20 protein-coding genes and 1 tRNA gene are annotated in these 17478 nt (G+C 62.1%); 3 read left to right on the top strand and 18 right to left on the bottom strand.

Annotated features, from left to right (window positions below; all coding sequences use genetic code 11):
• The first annotated feature begins 73 nt into the window (after positions 1 to 73).
• Both ACESWY_RS08840 and ACESWY_RS08835 read left to right on the top strand, forming a co-directional pair.
• On the top strand, positions 74 to 502 hold the full coding sequence (locus ACESWY_RS08840; RefSeq protein ID WP_161116181.1) for a hypothetical protein: 429 nt from the start codon (positions 74 to 76) through the stop codon (positions 500 to 502).
• A 219-nt stretch (positions 503 to 721) separates the two neighbouring features.
• Entirely contained in the window at positions 722 to 940 is a 219-nt protein-coding gene (locus ACESWY_RS08835) for a hypothetical protein (protein WP_373094062.1), read from the top strand.
• A 12-nt stretch (positions 941 to 952) separates the two neighbouring features.
• On the opposite strand, the gene ACESWY_RS08830 is transcribed toward ACESWY_RS08835, so the two are convergent.
• The gene (locus tag ACESWY_RS08830) at positions 953 to 1192 is read right to left on the bottom strand and encodes a hypothetical protein (RefSeq protein ID WP_373094063.1); all 240 of its coding nucleotides are present in this window, start codon (positions 1190 to 1192) and stop codon (positions 953 to 955) included.
• A 531-nt stretch (positions 1193 to 1723) separates the two neighbouring features.
• Between ACESWY_RS08830 and ACESWY_RS08825 the strand changes: the two genes are divergently transcribed.
• Positions 1724 to 2041, top strand: coding sequence for a DUF6273 domain-containing protein (locus ACESWY_RS08825; protein ID WP_373094065.1), 318 nt, complete (start codon positions 1724 to 1726; stop codon positions 2039 to 2041).
• A 510-nt stretch (positions 2042 to 2551) separates the two neighbouring features.
• Here the strand turns inward: ACESWY_RS08825 and ACESWY_RS08820 are convergent.
• From ACESWY_RS08820 to ACESWY_RS08740, 17 genes are all read right to left on the bottom strand, one after another.
• A tRNA-Pro gene (locus tag ACESWY_RS08820) sits at positions 2552 to 2628 on the bottom strand.
• Positions 2629 to 2708: 80 nt separating this feature from the next.
• The gene (coaBC, locus tag ACESWY_RS08815; protein ID WP_373094067.1) at positions 2709 to 3923 is read right to left on the bottom strand and encodes a bifunctional phosphopantothenoylcysteine decarboxylase/phosphopantothenate--cysteine ligase CoaBC; all 1215 of its coding nucleotides are present in this window, start codon (positions 3921 to 3923) and stop codon (positions 2709 to 2711) included.
• Positions 3924 to 3925: 2 nt separating this feature from the next.
• Positions 3926 to 4645 carry a zinc ribbon domain-containing protein gene (locus ACESWY_RS08810; RefSeq protein ID WP_373094069.1) on the bottom strand — a complete coding sequence of 240 codons (720 nt, stop codon included), beginning with the start codon at positions 4643 to 4645 and terminating at the stop codon, positions 3926 to 3928.
• Positions 4642 to 5451, bottom strand: a complete 810-nt coding sequence (locus ACESWY_RS08805; RefSeq protein WP_195919802.1) for a Nif3-like dinuclear metal center hexameric protein — start codon at positions 5449 to 5451, stop codon at positions 4642 to 4644. Before ACESWY_RS08805 ends, ACESWY_RS08810 begins: the two co-directional genes overlap by 4 nt.
• The gene (locus tag ACESWY_RS08800; RefSeq protein WP_148346660.1) at positions 5448 to 6626 is read right to left on the bottom strand and encodes a cysteine desulfurase family protein; all 1179 of its coding nucleotides are present in this window, start codon (positions 6624 to 6626) and stop codon (positions 5448 to 5450) included. Before ACESWY_RS08800 ends, ACESWY_RS08805 begins: the two co-directional genes overlap by 4 nt.
• Before the next feature lie 6 nt (positions 6627 to 6632).
• A complete protein-coding gene (rpe, locus tag ACESWY_RS08795; protein WP_373094072.1) occupies positions 6633 to 7304 on the bottom strand; it encodes a ribulose-phosphate 3-epimerase in 672 nt (223 codons plus the stop codon).
• A gap of 18 nt (positions 7305 to 7322) precedes the next feature.
• A complete protein-coding gene (locus tag ACESWY_RS08790) occupies positions 7323 to 8330 on the bottom strand; it encodes an NAD(P)H-dependent glycerol-3-phosphate dehydrogenase (protein ID WP_373094073.1) in 1008 nt (335 codons plus the stop codon).
• Positions 8331 to 8339: 9 nt separating this feature from the next.
• Entirely contained in the window at positions 8340 to 9023 is a 684-nt protein-coding gene (gene plsY / locus ACESWY_RS08785; protein WP_373094075.1) for a glycerol-3-phosphate 1-O-acyltransferase PlsY, read from the bottom strand.
• Positions 9016 to 10350, bottom strand: coding sequence for a ribosome biogenesis GTPase Der (gene der / locus ACESWY_RS08780; protein ID WP_035138458.1), 1335 nt, complete (start codon positions 10348 to 10350; stop codon positions 9016 to 9018). The genes plsY and der overlap by 8 nt, the downstream gene beginning before the upstream one ends.
• Positions 10351 to 10360: 10 nt before the next feature.
• Entirely contained in the window at positions 10361 to 11803 is a 1443-nt protein-coding gene (locus tag ACESWY_RS08775; RefSeq protein WP_373094078.1) for a DUF512 domain-containing protein, read from the bottom strand.
• 2 nt (positions 11804 to 11805) lie between these two features.
• Positions 11806 to 12705 carry a 4-hydroxy-3-methylbut-2-enyl diphosphate reductase gene (locus ACESWY_RS08770; protein WP_373094079.1) on the bottom strand — a complete coding sequence of 300 codons (900 nt, stop codon included), beginning with the start codon at positions 12703 to 12705 and terminating at the stop codon, positions 11806 to 11808.
• Positions 12706 to 12707: 2 nt separating this feature from the next.
• Positions 12708 to 13436, bottom strand: a complete 729-nt coding sequence (locus ACESWY_RS08765) for a lysophospholipid acyltransferase family protein (protein ID WP_195625310.1) — start codon at positions 13434 to 13436, stop codon at positions 12708 to 12710.
• 3 nt (positions 13437 to 13439) lie between these two features.
• Positions 13440 to 14126 carry a (d)CMP kinase gene (gene cmk / locus ACESWY_RS08760; protein WP_373094080.1) on the bottom strand — a complete coding sequence of 229 codons (687 nt, stop codon included), beginning with the start codon at positions 14124 to 14126 and terminating at the stop codon, positions 13440 to 13442.
• A 66-nt stretch (positions 14127 to 14192) separates the two neighbouring features.
• Complete coding sequence (locus ACESWY_RS08755) at positions 14193 to 15164, bottom strand: pseudouridine synthase (protein WP_443984555.1); 972 nt, start codon at positions 15162 to 15164, stop codon at positions 14193 to 14195.
• A complete protein-coding gene (scpB, locus tag ACESWY_RS08750; RefSeq protein WP_373094081.1) occupies positions 15151 to 15879 on the bottom strand; it encodes an SMC-Scp complex subunit ScpB in 729 nt (242 codons plus the stop codon). The genes ACESWY_RS08755 and scpB overlap by 14 nt, the downstream gene beginning before the upstream one ends.
• A gap of 11 nt (positions 15880 to 15890) precedes the next feature.
• Entirely contained in the window at positions 15891 to 16703 is an 813-nt protein-coding gene (locus ACESWY_RS08745) for a segregation and condensation protein A (protein ID WP_373094082.1), read from the bottom strand.
• 84 nt (positions 16704 to 16787) lie between these two features.
• The gene (locus tag ACESWY_RS08740) at positions 16788 to 17471 is read right to left on the bottom strand and encodes a site-2 protease family protein (protein WP_373094084.1); all 684 of its coding nucleotides are present in this window, start codon (positions 17469 to 17471) and stop codon (positions 16788 to 16790) included.
• Positions 17472 to 17478: the final 7 nt, after the last annotated feature.

Here is a 17478-nt window from a genome sequence, read left to right as displayed (position 1 = left end):
GTGGAAAAGATCAAGTCGTCCTCGCAGACGCTCAAGCAGGAATACCTCGATACATACGAGGGAGGTGAATGACATGATAGGCAAGAGCTATGCAAAGATAGCGATTGTTGGCTTTGTACTTTGCCTTGCAATGGTGCTATGTGCATCATTTGCCAGGTATAGGTCCGAGCAGTCGTTCATCGATGGCGCTGAAAACGGTTTTGGCATAGACGGGATGTATGTCAACGATGGCGCGACCAGGCCGTCTATGGCGATTCTTGCAGGCGAAGACATGGAATGGCAAATCTGTAATGACGATGGCTCTTGCATGAGTGGTCGTTTGGCCGCAACGAGCGATCCGAATTCGTTCGATCTTCTCGACAATGATGGATCGGATTGCGGTTCAGTTCACCTGTCGTATGCATCACGAGACGGGATGGACGGCATTCTCTACGTCTCCCACGAGACTGGCGATTTCAAGATGCGCAGGACTAACCGAGTGCCGGCTTTTATCGAGGAGTGAGAATTCCCGGCGGTCTGCCGATCAGGCCGCCAGGGTATCGAACCCCGCATTCATCCGTACACACACGGATGAATGCGGGAAATGCCCGGATGAAGTTGATAATCAAGAAAACAAAGCCGTTCTGCCTGGGACGGCTTTGGCCTGGACTTTAACTACAACATCGCAATCGACACTTATCAGCTCGCGCAACGTGCATGGCCAAATCTCGGACGCTGGTGCATGGAGGACCTTCGAGATTTACTGGACATCCAAAACGACGACGCACACCGCGTGCTCGCCGACTGCGAAGACGAGATGGCTGTCTACAATGCGATCAGAAACAGCGTGAAGTCCGGAGAGCTTTCTGTGAAACCGCCGCGCCGTCGCGCGAGCCGACCGGGCAACCCGGGCAATCTGGTCCCGGCTTTCCCGGTCGTATTCCTACGATATCGCCCCTAGATCACCAATGTGTCAGATAAAGAATGAGGCAATGGCTATGATCACGCCTACGGCAGATGCAACGACTGCGCCTTTTTTCCTCTCCTTTAGTCCGACGAATAGGGTTGCCGTAAAGTAAAGGGCGGAAATGCAGGCTATGGCAAGCGAAACGAGTTCCTCGGGCGGTTTCAGCAAAAGGTCGCTAGCAAAGAGTAATGCAAGCAGGGCAAAGCCGATTGTGTTCAAGTATCTCGATTGATTTTGCGACAACATGGCAACTTCCTTTCAGAACATGCAAATGAAAAGTCGGTACGATGTCATTGCGGTTGCAAAAAAGCCGCCGCCAGGACCGGTTGTCACGAGACCGGCGATAACTTCAGCGGTGCCAACAAGCTAGAGATCGCGCAGGCAAGCCTCCTCCTTCGCGTTCAGCTTGACCTTGTGAGGGACGGGGCGGTTATTTGCAGATCCGTGAGAATCGCACCACGCCTTGGAATATGAATCCGCGCAGCGCCCGCGCTCAAAAAAGGGATATATCGTAATTTTCGTCGTAATTGACTCCGACGTAGATATCGCTGCTCTCGGCGGGAGATCCCTCGTCGGCATGGGCTGCCGCAACGGGCACAAATGGTGTCATGACAAGGGAGGGGCAAAGAGTTGCTGAGACGATGGAGGGTAGGCATTTCTTCATGGCTGGCTCCTTAATCTGGCCTTTGATAGTTACTCGATGTCGCCTCCTTCCGCTTTATATCCGTTGTATTTGGCGTATTTCTTTAATAAGGCAAGAGGTTCTTCCAGTCAAAGGTGAAACCCGTCACAAAGACAACCGATAACGTTGGCGGTAACTGGGGCGGTGCCCCCTCAGCGACGACCGACAAGGTTTTTCTGCTCTCGGCAACCGAAGTATACGGGGATATGCAATCCGACGGCATCCAGTACGAGTGCTACAAATCCAAGGGCGTGACGGGGTCGAACTATTCCGGTGCATCAGGCTATAGCCACTGGACTCGCTCCGTGAGACCGCGCAGCTCCACGTCCTTTCGCTATGTTCAAAGCGGCGGTATTTGCTACAGCTACAACGCGACGGACTCGTTTTATGTTCTCCCCGCTTTCTGCTTCTGATCTCTTTTAGCGCAAAGCCCTCGCAATCCTGCGAGGGCTTTTCTTTTGGCGATTACTCGAACAATTCGAGGTTCATAGCACAGGTAATCGGGTTGAGGAGAAATGGGGTCATACAGCGGCTCTCAGAGCGCCTGCCGCGCTCCCCCGCCATTGCCTCTGCGGCGTCCTCGTATAGAGCCCATCCTGCTTGGCGTTTCGTCGCAACAGCCCACTTGTCCACCGATCAAGTGAACTACCGGAATAAATACAGCGACACACTAGTTCGTTACAGTCGCCATATCTGCGTAAATCGCCGCGATAAATACAGCCTGTACTCGTCTGTATACCAGCTACGCGTATGTAGATTCATGTCGCGTTAATAAATCGGCTCAAACGTGTGCAAAATGCGCAAGTAACCGCAAAAAGCGATTATCGCGCAGGTAGATTTTTGGCACCCTGTTGATTAATCAAATTTAAGCAATTACTTAAAACAAAAAAGGTCAGGCACTAGGTGCCTGACCTGCTAACTTCTGGTCGGGACGACTGGATTCGAACCAGCGACCCCTTGACCCCCAGTCAAGTGCGCTACCAAGCTGCGCCACGTCCCGAAGCTTTTGTTTGTTGCTCTGCTCTCGCTCGCAACAAGAAGTATATTAACCCGAAACTTTGGACTTGTGCAAGAACTTTTTTAATTATTTTTGAGCAAGTCCAAAATTGTATCTGCGAGCTGGGGTTTTGTCAGCACGGGAAGTTCTTGAGTTCCTGTTGTGCTTACAATCCAGGCCTTATTGGTGTCGGTTCCAAAGCCCGAATCGGCGCGCGAGACATCGTTGGCGACGATCGCATCGCAGCCCTTGCGGGCCAATTTACGCTCAGCGTACTCCACGACGTTATCGGTCTCGGCTGCAAATCCGATAACACGGCGCTCGCCCTTCTGGCGCGAGAGCTCAGCCAAAATATCAACGGTCTCGACGAGCTCGATGCGATCGAGGCGTTCGTTGGCCTTTTTGAGTTTATGGTCCGCCGGGGCCGCAGGTGTGTAGTCGGCGACAGCGGCCGCGCAAATGGCCGTATCGGCCGTCTGGAAGGCGCTCAGCGCCGCCTGGAGCATCTCTGCGGCGGTCTGCACGCGCACACACTCCACGCCGCGGGGAACATCGAGCGATGTCGGTCCCAACACGAGCGTGACCTCGGCACCGCGGCGTGCGGCCTCCCCCGCCAGGGCGATGCCCATCTTGCCCGATGAACGGTTGCCAATGAATCGCACCGGGTCAATTGGCTCGTGCGTGGGGCCGGCGGTGATGATGATACTTTTGCCTGCTAGGTCCTGAGGTGCCGGGTTGAGTACCTCGCAGACGGCCTCGACGATGTCCTCGGGCTCGCTCATGCGTCCCGTGTCCACGTCGCCGCAGGCAAGGTAACCGCTGCCGGGTCCCACCACATGGACACCGCGCTCGCGCAGCGCGGCCATGCTGGCCTGCGTCGCCGGCGCCTTCCACATGCCGTTGTTCATAGCGGGTGCGATCACGATGGGTCGCGGCGTCGCAAGCAGCGTGGTGGAGATGAGGTCGTCGGCGATGCCGGTGGCCATCTTGGCGATGATATTGGCCGTCGCGGGCGCCACGACCACCAGGTCGGGTTCCTGCGCCAGCGAAATGTGGTGGATGGGGTCGGAGGGATCGTCGAATAGGCCCACGGCAACGGGCTCGTTGGTGAGCGCACGGAAGGTGAGCGGGCCCACAAACTCCGTGGCATGCTCGCTCATAACGACCTTGACGCGCGCACCGCGCTTTTGCAGCAGGCGCACGATATTGCACGACTTATAGGCGGCGATCCCGCCGGTAATGCCCAGCAGGATCGTTTTTCCCTCAAGTTGCATTGAATTGTTGGATGCCGCCGTCATCGCTAGGCTTCCTTGCTCGGGAGTACCAGGAGGCGGTGGCAGTATGGGCAGTGCGTAATCTCGCTACCGTCGTGGTTGAGGTCGCTCATGGACGATGCCTGCAGCGCGGTGTGGCAGACTGTGGGGATGTTGCCCTGGATGGTCTCGACGGCCAGGCCGCGGAACTGCTTGAGCAGACGCTCGTAGTCGGTGAGCACGTCGGCCGGCAGCGTGGCGGCAAGCGCGGTGCGTTCCTTAGTGGCGGCGTCAATCTGAGCCTGCAGGTCGGCAGCCTTAGCGCGGGCGGCCTTGGTATCGGCCTTCACGCCCTCCTCGAACTTGGCGATAATTGCCTGTGCGCGGGCCTCGCGGTCGAGCGCCTCCTTATGGGCGACAACGACGTCCTTGCGGGTGTGCTCAATCTTGTCCAGACGCTTGGCCAGGGTTGCGAGTTCATTCTCCAGGTCCTGAACCTCACGGTAGTCGGAACCGTCGACGTGGCGCTTCTTGGCAGCCTCAATGGCGTTGTTGGTCTGAATCTCGGTGGTGTTGAGATCGTCGAGCTCAATGTCCAGGTCCTTGCGCTGGGCGTAGAGCTTGGTCATCTCGGCTTTGAGCTTCACATGGGTCTTGCGCTTGGAAGCGAGCTCCTTGAGCTCCGGCATATTGGCAAGTTCGCTCTTGTTGCGGGCGAGCTCCAAATCGATCTGTTGCAGCTTGAGTAGCGTAGCGCCGGCGCTCATAAGTTCTCTCCTTTTGTCACAGTCCACCATTGGCAAGGGTTCAGTATTTTAATCGCATGACGGGGGTCGACCCCGGCGTCAACTGCAGAGTTCATTAATATATCAACGAACGGCTCCTCGGAGCGGTCGTGGCCGAGCAAGATCACCGGTAGCCCACGCAAGGCAAGGTCCTGCGCCACGTGATAGCCTGCCTCGCCCGTCACGACAACATCCGCACCGGCGGCGATGGCGAGCTCTCCAAAGTCGCCCAGGGAGCCGCCCAAAATGGCGACGGTGCGGCACGGGCGATCAACTTCGCCCCACACACGCGGGTCGCTGCCGAAGGCTGTGGCAGCACGGGTGGCAAGATCGCGCAGCGTGCACGGGTCGTTGAGCGTTGCAAGCGCGCCCAGGCCGGTCGGCTCGGGGTCGTCCACGTGCTCCAGTGAGCTCACGGGTACGGCACCCAGCAGCTCACTCAGGCAGACGCGGGCTTCGTGCGAGCGGTCCAGGTTGGTGTGGAGCGAGATAATGCTCACGCCGCAACGCGCTGCCTCGTAGAGCGCCGCGCTGCATTGGGGGCGTGCGGAATCCGACGGACAAAACGCCTCGGGCGCCTTGATGTATATGGGATGATGCGTCAGCAGCACGTTGGCGCCGCCTTCTTGGGCGCGGCGAACATTAGCTTCGGTCGCATCGAGCGCGCAGGCAACGCCGGTGATCTCCGCGGCCGGATCGCCAACGGAGAGTCCTACGTGATCCCAGCCCTCGGCGTCCGCCTTGGGGTAGCGCGCCAGCAGCCCACGTTCAAGCTCGGCGACGATCATGCGGCACCCACGATCGAGAGCAGCGTCTGGGCAAACTCGTCCAGGTCGACAGGGTTCACACGGTCATCAAATGAGATACGCAGAGCGCCCAATGCCTGCTCGCGACCAATGCCCATGGCGCTGAGAACATGGCTCGGGTCCATGCTGCCGCTCGAGCATGCCGAGCCTGCCGACACCTCAAAGCCGGCGGCGTCGAGCTTGATGATGAGCTCCTCGGAGTCCATGCCGTCAATGTAGATCGATACCATGCCGGGCAGACGGTCGGCTTGCGCGTAGTCGCCCATGGTGGCGTGAATGCGCGGATGGGCCGTAAGCGTGGCGTAGAGCTTGTCGGATAAGGCCTGCAGCGTTGTACGCTCCTGGGCCACGCGGGGCGCCAACGTGCGGGCGGCAGCGGCAAAAGCCAGCTGTGTACGCAGGTCCTGCGTGCCGGCACGACGACCGGCCTCCTGTCCGCCGCCAAAGATGCGGGGTCGCAGTGGGGTGCGGGTCTTAACGTAGAGCGCGCCAGATGCCACAGGACCGCCGATCTTGTGCGCGGCAACGGTCATAGCATCGACGCCCAGCTCGGTGACATCGAGCGGAATATGCAAGTAGCCTTGGATGGCATCGGTATGAAACAGGGCGCCGGCAGCATGTGCGGCGGCGGCCAGCTCGCGAATGGGCTGCACCACGCCGGTCTCGTTGTTGGCAACCATGATGCTCACGAGCGCCACGTCGTCGCCTAGTAGCTCGACAAGCGTGGCGGGCTCAATGTAGCCCATGCGGCAGGGCTGCACCAGGTCGACGCTAAAGCCTGCGGCACGCAGCAGCGGCAGGTTGTCCAGAATCGAATCGTGCTCGATGGCAGATACGATCACGCGGTTACGCTTACGGTCGCGCTGACGTGCACCCTCGGCAAGACCGAGTAGCGCCAGCTGGTTGGCTTCGGTGCCGCCGTTGGTCAGAACAATCTCAGACGGGCGAACGCGCGCGCCAAAGCTGCGGGCGATCTCGCGACGTGCAACCTCCAGACGCGCGGCAGCCTTGCGGCCGAGCGAGTGCAGCGAGTTGGGGTTGACGCCCGCTAGCTCGCTATCGTCGTACTCACGCTGCGCAAGGCGCGCCTCGGCGCGCATGGGCGTCGAGGCGGCGTAGTCAAGATTCACGGGTATGCGGTTTTGACCTGCGGTCATAAGGGTTTATGCCTCCTGTGCAGCCTCGTTGCCCAGCTTCTGCAGCAGCGCAACCTCGGCAGCGGGATCTTCGGACTTAAATACGGCAGAACCGGCCACCAGGACATTTGCGCCGGCCTTGACGACCTCGGCAATGTTCTTGGAAGAAATGCCACCGTCGACTTCGATGAGGGGCGAAACGCCGTGACGCTCGCACATGGCCTTGAGCTCGTGGAGCTTAGCGATGGTGCCCGGGATAAAGCTCTGGCCGCCAAAGCCTGGGTTCACGCTCATGAGCAGCACCATATCGACGACGTCGATGATGCTCTCGAGCACGCACACGGGGGTGGCGGGGTTGAGCACAACGCCGGCCTTGACGCCGCGCTGCTGCAGATGCGTGAGCGTGCGGTGCAGGTGCGTGGAAGCCTCGTAGTGCACGGTGATCATGTCGGCGCCGGCGTCGGCGTACCAATCGACCGTCTCGTCGGGGTTCGATACCATCAGGTGCGCGTCGACCGGCACGTCGGTGGAGCGCTTGACGGCCTTGAGGATGTCGACGCCAAAGGTGAGGTTGCCGGTAAAGTGGCCGTCCATGACGTCGAAGTGCACGTAGTCGGCGCCGGAGATCTTGTCGAGGTCGCCCTTGAGGTTGGCCATATCGGCCGAAAGGATGGACGGAGCGATTTTAATGGAACCCATGGTAGAAGCCTTTCTGCGCTAGTCGGTGAGTCCGTAGAACTCTTGGGAGGGTACGCGGTCGGTAAGAATCTCGAGCGCCCTATCCAAAGTAACACCGTTGTAGAGCGTTTGCTCCACGGCAAAGGTGAGCGGAATGTCTACGCCCAGTGAACGGGCAAGCTCGCTCACGCTGCGGGCCGCAACGGCGCCCTCGACAACCATATGCGTGCGCGTCTGGTACTCGTCGAGCGAAACGCCGTGGGCAAACTCGTAGCCAAAGGTGCGGTTGCGCGAATGCTCCGAGGTACAGGTGGCAATGAGGTCTCCCATGCCGGCAAGTCCCATGCAGGTCATAGCTTGACCGCCGCGGGCGTACACCAGACGGCTGATCTCGGCTAGGCCGCGCGTCATGATGAGGGCGAGCGTGTTGTCGCCCGCGCCGGTGCCGGCGGAGATGCCGCACACGATGGCGATGACATTTTTCATGGCGCCGCAGACCTCGACACCGGTCATGTCCTGCGACAGGTAGATGCGGAAGGCCGTGGACAGGAGCAGGTCCTTAAAGGCCTCCCCTATCTGCGGATCTTCGCTGGCGATGACGGCGGCAGAAAGTCCGCCGCGGCAAATCTCCTCGGCATGGTTGGGGCCCGAGAGGGCCGCCACGCGCACCTCGTTGCCGATCTCGCTGGCGATGACTTCGCTCATGAGCAGGCCGGACTCGGGCTCAATGCCCTTGGTGAGGCAAAGCACCGGGGTATCGGCGGCGATAAAGGGCGCGGCCTGGTGGCACACGCTGCGAAGGTGCGTCGAAGGAACGGCAAAGATGATGGCCTCGGCGCCGTCGAGCGCCTGCACGAGCTCGGTCGTGGCGACGACGTTGCCGGGCAGCTCGTAGCCCACAAGGTAGCGGGGGTTGCGGTGCTCACCGTTAATGCCGGCGGCCGTCTGCTCGCTATGGGCCCACATGGTTACGCGCACGGCTCGCGCGGCGGCAAGGCCGGCGACGGCGGTTCCCCACGAGCCAGAGCCAATCAGCGCAACATTCATGACTCTCTCCTACTTATCGTCGGGCTCGGTGACGCGCTTGGTAAACGAGAGCTTGGACTCCTTACCGGTCATGAGCTTTTTGATGTTCGCGCGATGGGCCCACACCACGGTGATGCCGATTATCGCCATGCAAAACTTAAGTCCCAGGCTGCTGTACGGAAAGACCGCGCAAGCAGCGATGGGAAGACCGATGGCCGCGGCAAGCGAGCCCACCGACACAAACTTGGTGATGGCGACGGCCACGATAAACATGCCCAGCAGCGACAGGCCAATTGGCCAATACCAGGCGAGGATGACGCCCAGGCCAACTGCGATTCCCTTGCCGCCATGGAAATTGAGGTAGGGCGAGAAGATGTGGCCCCACACCGCTGCCAGGCAGATGACGCCGAGCATCCAGTCGCCGGCGGCTCCGGGCGCCATGATGTTCGGCGGAAATCCATAGCCCACGCTCGCGATGAGCGGACGGGCGATGACAACGCAGATGGCGCCCTTAAGGCAGTCGAGCAACAGCGTGAGCGCGGCCACCTTGGGGCCGGCTACGCGCAGTGCGTTGGTGGTGCCGATGTTGCCGGAGCCCGCCTTGCGAATGTCGGTGTGGTTGAACACGCGGCCCAGGATCAGGCCAAACGGAATCGCCCCGATAAAGAACGAGACCACGGCGCAGATGGCGGTCAGCAGAATCGGATTATGCATCCTTTTGCTCCTTCTTCCTAAAGAAGAGTCGAATGGGTGTGCCGGCAAAGTCGAAGGTCGAGCGCATGCGGTTCTCGATGTAGCGCTGATAGGTGTCGTTGACCAGATCGCTGTGGTTGACGAAGAACGTGAACGTCGGCGGGTTGACGCCCGTCTGGGTCACGTAGTGCATGCGCAGGCGGCGCTTGCCGTCCACCACGGTATGACCGAACTCGCGCAGGTCGGTGAGGAACGTGTTGAGGCGCGAGGTGCTGATCTTTTGCGAGCGCGTCTTCTCAGCGGCGTCGACCATCGCCCAGATCTTCTCGACGCTGCGGCCAGTGAGGGCCGAGATGCGCAGGTACTGGGCCCAGGGAGCCATGACGCCCAGACGGCGGTCGATGGTCTCCATGCAGGCCTCGCGCTTACGGTCGTCGTCGAGCAGGTCCCACTTGTTGAGCAGCACCACGATGGCGCAGCCGCGCTCGATGGCAAGACCCATGACCTTCTGGTCCTGCTCGGTGACGCCCACGGAGGCATCGACGACGAGCAGCGCCACGTCGGCGCGGTCGATGGCGCGCAGGCCGCGGACCATGGAGTAGTACTCGATGTTCTCGTACACGGTGCTCTTCTTGCGAATGCCCGCGGTGTCGACCATGCGGTAGTGCTTGCCGTTACGCTCGACGACCGTGTCGATGGCGTCGCGCGTCGTGCCGGCAATGTTGGACACGATAGAGCGGTCGGCGCCCAGGATGCGGTTGAACAGCGACGATTTACCGGCGTTGGGACGGCCGATGATGGCCACGTTCAGCGCGTCGGGGAACTCATCGGCGACCTCGTCCTCTTCCTCCGGAAGCAGGGCCACGATATCGTCGAGCAGGTCGCCCGTGCCATGGCCATGCAGGGCCGAGAGCGGCGTGGGCTCACCGATGCCGAGCGAATAGAACTCCCAGATGCTGTCGTTCTCGCGATCGGGGTTGTCGAGCTTGTTCACCAGCAGAAAGACCGGCTTGTCGCAGCGCTTGAGCATGCGGGCGACCGACTCGTCCTCCTCGGTGACGCCGGTGCGGCCATCGACCACAAACAAGATGACGGCGGCTTCCTCGGCGGCGGCGAGGGCCTGGTCGCGGATGGACGTGGCAAAGACGTCATCGCTCTTGAGCGGCTCGATGCCGCCCGTGTCGACGATGGTGAACTCGCGGCCGTTCCAATCGGCCGTGTGATACGAGCGGTCGCGCGTGACGCCGCGGGACTCGTGGACGATGGCGTCCGAGGTCTGGGCCAGGCGGTTAACGAGCGTGGACTTGCCCACGTTGGGGCGTCCGACGACGGCGACGATAGGTTTCATCTGCTCTCCTTTAATGGGTAGGGTCAGTGGAAGTGTTAGAGTCGGCAGGCACAATGCCAAGGATGCGCTCCAGGGTATCGAGCAGCTCATGCGGCATGGTCGACACCACATGAACCTCGGCGCCGCGACTGGTAAGGCTTGCGAGTAAATCGTCACGATGATACTCGTCAAGCGTCATGCCGTCAGCGTTGAACATGAGCTTAGGCACAAAGAGCATAACCCCAGAGAGGTCCTGCGGCAGCTGCTCCAGAATGTCACACGCGACGATGAGGCCGGTCACGTCCACGTTGCCGCCAAAGTAGCGGTTCTTGATGGCTGTGACGGTGCCGCCGAGACCATGCGGCGACTCCACAAAGCGCGCCACCGTGTCGCGTGCGCTGGCGCCCGAGAGGCACAGCAGGTGCTGGCTGCGAGCGGCGATGGCCTCGCGGACGCGGGCTAGGCGCTCGGCATCGGCGGCAAGCACATCGTCCGTCTCGTCTAGGTATGAGCGGATCATGCCGATACCGTCGTAGTACTGCGGATAGCCGTCGTAAAAGTCCGCCTCGGGCGGATCGATGCCGGCGTCCAGGTAGAACTCGTCGCTCATCTGGAAGGTGTGGCGGCCAAAACGCTCGAAGGCGCGGTCCTGGTAGGGACGGATCATGGCGATGGTCTCGCGCGCCAGCTCGGGCTTGTCGCTGTAGGACCAGCTAAAACGGTTCTGATGCTTGGTAAAACCGAGCGGTACAATGCCCAGGCTTGTGATTTGCTCGTGCTCCTCGCAAAAGCGCAGGGTCTTTTCCAGCTCCTCGCCGTCGTTCATGCCGGGGCACAACACGATCTGCGCGTGAATCTCGATGCCGGCGGCCATGATGGCCTCGAGTACGTCCATGCCCCGCTGGGCGTTGCGGCCCATCATACGACGGCGGACGTCGGGGCTTACGGCATGGACCGACACGTTCATGGGGCTCATGTTGCGCTGGATGACGTTTTGCACGTCCTCGTCGGTGAGGTTCGTGAGCGTGACAAAGTTGCCCTGCAAAAAGCTCAGACGATAGTCGTCGTCGCGGATGTAGAGCGTGGAGCGGCCGCCCTTGGGCAGCATGGTCATAAAGCAGAACACGCAGGCGTTTACGCAGGTACGCATGCCGTCGAAGATGGGGCCATCGAACTCCAAACCCCAGTCCTCGCCCGGGAAGCGGTCGAGCTCGACGGGGGTGACGGTGCCGTCGCGCGGGTCGAATACCTCCAAATCAACGGTGTCGTCGTCGGCCTCCCAAAGCCATACGATCATGTCGGTGAGCGCCTCACCGTTGACCGTGAGCACGCGCATGCCCGGCTCGATACCCACATCCCATGCGGGCGATTCGGGACGCACATTCTTAACGAGCGCGCCCTCACCCGGCTCGGGGTCGCGGCTGCGCCCGTAATCGGCCACCTCGGCGGCGTATGCGGGTACGGTCTGGTCCATGGTTAGCGGCAAAGCTCCTTGATGCGCGCGACGGCGCGTTCGATGTGTTCTTGTGGGGTGGAGGCTCCAGCGGTGATGCCGATGTGGCGCGCCTCGGCAAACCAAGCGGCCTGGAGCTCGGAAGCTTCCTCGATGTGATACGTGCGCTCGCAGGCGTCTGCGCAAATTTGCGCCAGGCGGCGGGTGTTGCCCGAGTTCTTGCCACCCACGACGACCATGCAGTCGCAGCGGTTGGCAAGTGTGGCTGCTGCCTGTTGACGCTCACTCGTGGCGGCGCAGATGGTGTTGATCACACGCAACTCCTGCACGCGCGGGGTGATAGCGGCCACGACTTCGGCGAGGTTCTGCGCGGTCTGAGTGGTCTGCACAACGAGGCCCACCTTGCCCTTGAGCGACAGGGCATCGGCGTCGGCGGCACAGCTCACGACCTGCGCATCATTGCCGGCGTGGCCCAGAATGCCCTCGACCTCGGGGTGGCCTGGCTCGCCCACGACGATCACGCGGTAGCCCTCGCGCACCAGGCGCTCGGCTGCCACATGGACCTTCTTCACGTAGGGGCAGGTGGCGTCGACCACGGTAAGGTCGCGCTTGCGGGCAGCACCGATTACCTGCGGCACCACGCCGTGGGCGCGGATGATCACGGTGCCGGTTGCGGCGTCGTCCAAGGTGTCGGCCAGACCGACGCCTGCCTCAGCAAGCTCGCGCACCACGATGGGGTTATGGATGAGCGGCCCCAGGGTGTGGACCTGAGCGGTCTCCCCCGCCTGCGGGGCGGCCGCCAGGGCCATATCGAGCGCGCGCTGCACGCCGTAGCAGGTGCCGGCGTGGGCAGCGATTTCGATGGTTGGGGCGTCTGCCTTGCCGGACACAGCCTTGGCAGTATTCATGACATCCTCGCCCATGGCTAGAACCTACCCGGGTGCTCGGCGCACAGTTCATCGCGCATGGCGTAGACGCGACTCATGGCTTCGGACTCAAACCATGCCAGGCGCTCCTTGCGCTTTAGCTCGGCCGGAGCGTCGGAAAGCGAGATGGCCTTGCCGGCACGGATCCAGCACTTTTTGGGGCGCATGAGCTTTTTGCCCTTAGGCGTAATGTCGGACCAGCCACAAATGGCGAGCGGGTTGACGGGCGCCTTGCCCATCTGGGCGATGAGCGCGAAGCCGCCGTGGACCTCGGGCTTGATCTCGCGCGAGCGGATGCGCGTGCCCTCGGGGAAGATCAAGACGTCCTCGCCGCGCTGCAGCGCATGCTGGGCGGCGCGCAGGCACTTCATGTCGGCGGTGCCGCGCTCGACGGGAATGCCACCCACGCGGCTAAAGGCCCAGCGCACGATCTTGGACTTGGCAAACTCAGACTTAAAGATGGGGCGAATGCGGCGGCCGCCAAAGAACAGCGCCGTCTCTACGGCCAGGAGCTCGGCCATTGAGGTGTGGTTGCAGATGACCACGCTGCCGCGGCCTTCCTGGCGCTCAAATAACAGATCGGCGTCCTCGACCTTCCAGCGCCACATGAGCTTGGAGAAAGCCCAAAGGATTGCCATGACCACGAAGACGGTGCCGCGGATGAGCGCGGGGAACTCGGCATAGGGGGCGTTGTAGTAATCCTCGGGCGTCTGCTTAAACAGGCGCATGGGTTACCTCCTTTGGTTGATGAGGTCCTCGATAATGCGGACGACCTCATCGATGGTGTGGGCGGTGGAGTCGACGTGCACGGCGTCCTCGGCGGGCACGAGCGGGGCGACCTCGCGGCTGCTGTCGAGCTTGTCGCGCTGCTTAAGGGCGTCGAGGGTCTCGTCGACCTCGGCCTCGAGCTGCTCGGACGTGAGCGGCTGGGCATCGTTTTGGTGACGCTGCAGCACACGGCGACGGGCGCGCTCGCGCGGGTCGGCGGTCAGGAAGACCTTGACCTGCGCGTTAGGGAACACGACGGTTCCGATGTCGCGACCCTCGGCCACGATATCGCGGTCCTCGGCTGCGCGGCGCTGGTGGATGAGCATGGCGGCGCGCACGCCCGGGTAGGCCGAGACCTTGGACACGTTGGCGTCGACCTGCGGGGTGCGAATGGCGGCCGAAGCGTCCTGGCCGTCGATGGTCAGGCGCGTATCCTCACCGGTGCCGTTGGTAAAGCGAATCTCGATCTGCTCGGCGAGGGCGTCGATGGCCGCCTCGTTATCCAGGTCGATGCCGCGATCGAGCGCGGCGAAGGTGACGGCGCGATACATGGCGCCCGTGTCGAGCTTGTTAAAGCCCAGCTGGCGGGCGATCTCCTTGGCGATGGTGGACTTGCCGGAACCGGCGGGGCCGTCGATAGCGACGATCATGCAATGCTTCCTTTCGATGGTTGGCGTGCTGGTATGGTTCGCGGGCGTTGGGGCGCGGCGGGTTGCCTAGCCGGTGTAGCGCTCGCGGTAGGTGTTGCGCTTGGGTGCGGAGCCGTGGCTGCCGTGGTGACGCGTGCGGCTGGCGGGCGTGTCTTGGGGCTTGCCGCCGCGTATGGCGCTGGCCTGCTTGGGAGGGATGCCACCGCTTTTGAGGATCTGCACCTCGCGGTCGGAGAGTTCGCGCCACGAGCCTTTGGCCACGTCCTTGAGCTCCAGGCCGGCAAAGTTGCAGCGGTGCAGGCGGATCACGGGATGGTGAATCTTGCTCAGCATGCGCTTGACCTGGTTTTTACGACCCTCGCGGATGATGACCTCCACGGCCGTGGTGCCGGGCTTAACGCCTTGCGGAGCCACAGCCTCTGCCTCGCGCGCGTTAATGACGCGGCAGATCGCCGGCTGGCATAGGCCGTCGTCGAGCTCGATGCCGCGACGCAGCGGCTCAAGATCGCGATCGGTTAGTTGCCCGTCCACGAGTGCCTGGTAGGTCTTGTAGACATGCTTGCTGGGGTGCAGCAGATCCTGCGACAGGTCGCCGTCGGTGGTAAAGAGCAAAAGGCCCGTGGTGTCGCGGTCCAGGCGGCCCACCGGGAAGAGCCCCGGAAAGCGGTCGCGGGGGACCAGGTCGGCCACGCAGGGGCGCTCCTGCGGATCGCTCATGGTGGTGAGGTAGCCGGTCGGCTTGTAGAGCATCAAGTACACGGCGCCCTGGTTGAGCTTGACGGGCATGCCGTCGACCTCGATGTGATCGTGGTCGACGTCGACCTTGGTGCCCAGCTCGGTCGCGACCAGGCCGTTGACGGTCACGCGGCCGGCGGTCATCAGGTCCTCCGAGCCGCGGCGGCTCGCCACGCCCGCACGCGCCAAAAAGCGCTGCAGGCGCATGGTGTGCGGATAGACGGGCTGGGCGTCGGTTGCGGGCGTTGTGGCGCCCATGGCGCTTGTGGCGCGCGTCTCCCCTGTTTCGCTATTCCTCGTCATGCAAATCCTCCGAGGTCTCGTCGACGACCAGGGTATCCAGGTCCGCGACTGCCTCAACATCTTCAACATCGGTATCGAGCAGATCGCGCTTTTCGTCCAGGTCCTCGGCCTGCTCCTCGAGCGTGGACTGAATACTGCGGCCGCTCAGACGCTCGCGGATAAACTGGCGCGACTGCTCGTCGGGGGCAAACTGCTCCAGATCGGGCAGGTCGCGGGTGGAGCGCAGGCCGAACTTTTCCAAGAAGGCGTTGGTCGTGCCGTAAATGATGGCCTGACCGCGCTGGGGGTCGCGGCCGAGCTCGCGCACCAGGCCCTTGTCCACGAGCGACGCGATGACGCCGTCAGAATTGACGCCGCGGATGCCCTTGACCACCTCGCGAGTCACGGGCTGGTGGTATGCGATGACGGCCAGGGTTTCGAGCGCCGCCTGCGACAGCTTTTGCGTGTCCCAGCTCAACACATAGGCCTCGACCACGTCGTGGTAGGCGGGGTGCGTAAACAGGCGCCAGCCGCCGGCGACCTCGCGCAGCTGAAAGCCGCGGTTGGCCTCCTCGTACTCAACCTTGAGCTCGGCGAGCAGCGATGCGCATTCGCCGGGGGCGATATCCAGTGCGCCGGCCAGCGCGGGCGCACTCACCGGGTCGCTCGACACCAGCAGCAGCGCCTCGAGGGCACCTTTGAGGCTGTTTGCCTCCAGCGTGGAAAGGGTTGACATGGTTGCGGCTCCTATTCGGTGAGCTCGGGGCCCTCGCCGGGCACGTATGCCTCGGCGCCCTCGACTCGGTTGATGCAGATGGTTCCAAAGATCTCGTACTGGCTCAGCGTGAGCGAGCCGCGCTTGGCGAGCTCCAGCATGGCCAGGAAGGTGACGACGAGCTGCTCGGTAGTGGCATCGCCGTCCAGTAGCTCGCGAAAGGTGCAGGTTTGGTGCGCCATGGTAAAGCGGTCGACTGAGGCCACGGTCAGGTCGAGCGGCACGCGATGCGGCGCCACATGCTCGGCCTCCAGCAGGAAGGTCTGGCGCTTGCCGTCCAGGTCGGCACAGATGACGGCGAGACCGCGCAGCGTGATGCCGGCAAGGTAGTCGGGCATAAGGCCTAGGAACTCGGGGTCGGGGCCGGCCACGCGCGGATGCATGCGGCTTTCGGCCTGCATGCGCGCACCGAGGGCCGCAGCCGCGCCTTTAAACTGCTTGTAGGCAATCAGGCGCTGGATCAGGACCTCACGCAGCGCGTCGCCGTCAAGCGTGCTGAGCTCCTCAAGGTCTTCGTCGAACTCGTCATCGTCGTCATCGGCTTTGCGCGGGGCCTCCTGCGGCACCAGTGAGGCGGCCTTGATGTCCAAAAGGGTTGCCGCGACCAGCAAAAAGTCGCTCGCCACGTCCAGGTCCAGCGCCTCGATGCGCTCGGCCTCGGCAAGGTACTGCTCGGCCACCTCGCTGATGGAGATGGCGCCGATATCTACTTTTTGGCGGGTTACCAGCTGCAGCAGCAGGTCGAACGGTCCGCTGTAGACCTGCGTCGACACGCGATACGACATCTTCGACCTCCTTTGACGGCGCCTTCGCGGCGCGGTTTGGGTGCATGCTGCGACCGTTTTACACGGACGACCTGTAAGTTTACCTTAGATGCCGGCGATTGCGAAGTTGAGCAGCTGCTCAGCAAGCGGATACACGGTAACGTCGAAATAGCGGCCGATTACATCGATGCCGGTCCACATAGGCAGCAGGTATAGAACCAGGATGAGTATGGGCATAGCGTATTGCTGCAGACGGTAATAGTTGTTGAGCGCCGTGCCCTTGAGGAAGGGCACGATGATCGACGAGCCATCAAGCGGCGGAATCGGAATGAGGTTAAAGAACGCGAGCGACAGGTTGACCACGATAAACGTGGCGCCGAAGTTCATGATCTGCGACGCCACGGCAAAGGACATGCTGGCGTAGAGATTGCCGTACGTTGCGTGCATGAGGGCGCCCGCGAGGCATGCGAGTGCGATGTTCGACGCGGGGCCGGCCACGCTCACCAGGACCTCGTCGCGCTTGGGGTGCTTGAGGTTGTTGAGGTAGACGGGCACGGGCTTGGCAAAGGCGAACACCGGGCCACCGGCTGCGAGCATGAGCAGTGGCAGGATGATGGTGCCGAACGGGTCGATATGGTTGAGCGGGTTGAGCGATACGCGTCCGCGCGAGCGCGCCGTTTTGTCGCCGAGAGCCCAGGCCGCGGCGGCGTGCGCGCTCTCGTGAATGACGATGCCAACGATGACGGCGACGGCACTGGCGAGCAGGTTCATGATGTAGCTGCTGGACATGGCGCTC

The sequence above is a fragment of the Collinsella aerofaciens ATCC 25986 genome (assembly GCF_964237925.1).
GTDB lineage: Bacteria > Actinomycetota > Coriobacteriia > Coriobacteriales > Coriobacteriaceae > Collinsella > Collinsella aerofaciens_BJ.
This window is presented reverse-complemented; position numbering and strand designations above follow the sequence as displayed.